Origin of the sequence: Clostridium sp. (assembly GCF_017888565.1) — a bacterium.
Taxonomy (GTDB): Bacteria; Bacillota; Clostridia; order Clostridiales; family Clostridiaceae; genus Clostridium.
In genome coordinates this window covers 1-2,573 of sequence record NZ_JAGHFX010000085.1, presented here as the reverse complement: position 1 = coordinate 2,573, position 2,573 = coordinate 1, and the positions used below count along the sequence as shown (strand labels likewise).

Below are 2,573 nucleotides of genomic sequence, written 5' to 3'. Positions count from 1 at the left end.
TAGCGCCAGAAGATACAGATGAAAAAATTGAAGCAAATACAACAGCAATAAGTATAGCACAAGGTAAGATAGAAGGATTAATAAAAGAAAGCTCTATAACTAAAGGTGATGTAACTACATTAAAAGATAACTATACAAGTATTAAAGCTACAGTAGATGGAATTAATACAACAGTAGCTAGTCATACAAGTAGTATAGGGAACCTAACCGCAGATTTAAGTGGAGTATCTGGAAAAGTTGCAACAATAGAAAATAAACAAGCTACTTTAGAACAAAACTTAAATGGATTTAAGGCTACTGTAAGTAGTACTTATAGCACTAAGACAGAACTAAATACTGCAAAGATAGATGCTACTAACACTTATGCTACTAAAGCTAGTGTGGAGTTAACATCTACACAATTAAGACTAGAGTTTAAAGCTTCTGGTGGAGGAAATTTGTTGAAAAATGGTAGACCCATGAGGGGGAAGAGGGAATATGAAAATTGGTTTCTTTCCTATAGCTCTAGTAGTGAATCAACACTTAATCTACATGATAGTGGAGAAAATATGAATGGTGAAGTTTTCAAAAGTGGTATTTGGTGGAGTGGTACAAGAGAGCCTTTAGGAAGTAATACGTGGTGCTGTTTGTTTAATAATTCAATAGCAAATTATAAGTTCAATACAAGTAAAATTTATCATGTAAGTTTAATTATTTACAGTAGCGAAAGTGGAAAAAATATAAATATAAACATAATAGATTCTAATGGATATAACTCTGTTACTGGATATAATACAACTTTAAATAGCGGGTATCAACTAGTGCAATTTACTTTTACGCCAGCGCAACAAGGAAATATACCTAATTTTGGAATTTATTTGAATACTCCAGGAGCCTTTTTGTTTTATATACCTTGGGTTGTAGTTGGAGAAGGCTATCCAACAGATAATTGGATTCAAAATGTAAATGAAATAGAAGATGGAAATACAACGATAGATGCGAGTGGAGTAACAATAAGAAATGGAGCCATAAAGGTACAAAATAATGCTGGGTCTAATGTACTAACTGGAGATAGTAATGGTAACTTAACTATTACAGGTACATTTGTAAATAAGAATTGGAACAATGTAGATGCAATAAAAATCCAGGATACCAATATTTATTTTTATGATTGGGAAAGAAACGGGAGAGAATTAGGATTGATTTATAGTTCTCAGTTATCAGATTATCCTAATGTAAGAGGGTTATCTTTCGCACACCACGCCGAGGGGTATATGACTTTAGGATATAAAAATAGTACTAACTATAGCTCTTATATTATTTTTGATAAGTATGCTAAAAATCCTGCTTATTCAGCACCTATAAGAGTGCTTGAAAGTGCCTTATTTAATCAAGCAGTTAATTTACAATATAGAGTTTATATCCCTAATAAAATTTGTTTTGAGAGTGACTATAAGGCAACTACTCCTCAGATTTTCAAAAATACATCAGACAGTAGAAATATACTTTGTACACAAGTTTCAGTTACGGCTGTAAATGATGGTTATACTATTCAAAGTAATACAGGAGGGACACTATTCGCAATACAAGCGGGGCAAAGTTATCCAACATATTCAAACACTCACTTTAAAGTTTATGGTAATTTTGCTGCTACTGGTTCTAAAAACTCTATACAATCTACAGAACATTATGGAGAGCGTTTGATAAATGCCTTTGAAACAGCAGAATACTATTACTCAGATATAGGGTTTGGTAAAATAAGCTATTCTGGAGAATGTTATATAAGTATAGATGATATATTACAAGAATGTGTGAATTTAGATTGTGAGTATCATATATTTACTCAGCAATATAACGGAAAAATAACTACTATAGATAGAAAAAGAGAGTATTTTGTAGTGTATGGAGAACCAGGAACTGAGTTTAGTTGGAAGTATATAGCTAAAAGAATAGGATATGAAAATGTGAGGCTAGATCAACCTGATATAGATGGATATTTAGATAACACACCAGTTTTTTCAGAAGATGATTTGAAAATAGATACAAGTGAGGATGTTTTGATGGAAGAGTTAGATTTTAATTTAGAAGAGGTATTGATGGAGGTAGGACGATGAAGATATTAACAGGATTTGCAGTAATAAAAGATAGTGTAGGTTATAGAATAACACATACTAATAGCGAAGTAGACGAGCAAGGGACTATTATATCTAATAATAATAAGGAAAGTTTTATAGTGTTAGATGCAGAAACTAAAACCTTAGTAGAGCAATTAGAGAATAAAATAAAAGAAAGACTAGAATAAAAAATACCAGCTAGGAAAGCAGTATGTAAAGCCTAGCTGGTAAAATAATTAACTACTAAAAACAATAATAAGTTAAAGACAAGAATAATGTCAATCGGAGATTAGAGGAATCTAGTCTCTTTTTTATATTCAAAATTAAGAAAGAAGGTAAATAAAATGGAAAATATATTAAACTATTTTAAATTTGGAGTTGCTGCTATAGGTACTTGGTTTACGTGGTTATTTGGAATTTGGGATATAGCAATAGGAATATTAATACTTTTCATAGTATTAGATTATTTAACAGGTGTGG

At 31.1% G+C, this 2,573-nt stretch carries 2 protein-coding genes and 1 pseudogene; all 3 read left to right on the top strand.

The genetic code is table 11. The annotated features are described in order from the left end of the window. Positions 1-2,093, top strand: a pseudogene (locus J7M87_RS16825) (hypothetical protein); the annotation flags it as partial. Then, the gene (locus J7M87_RS16820; protein ID WP_291652786.1) at positions 2,090-2,281 is read left to right on the top strand and encodes a hypothetical protein; all 192 of its coding nucleotides are present in this window, start codon (positions 2,090-2,092) and stop codon (positions 2,279-2,281) included. The pseudogene J7M87_RS16825 and the gene J7M87_RS16820, both read left to right, overlap by 4 nt. 156 nt (positions 2,282-2,437) lie before the next feature. Then, positions 2,438-2,573 (top strand): phage holin family protein (locus tag J7M87_RS16815; RefSeq protein ID WP_291652788.1); only part of this gene is annotated, 136 nt, incomplete at its 3' end.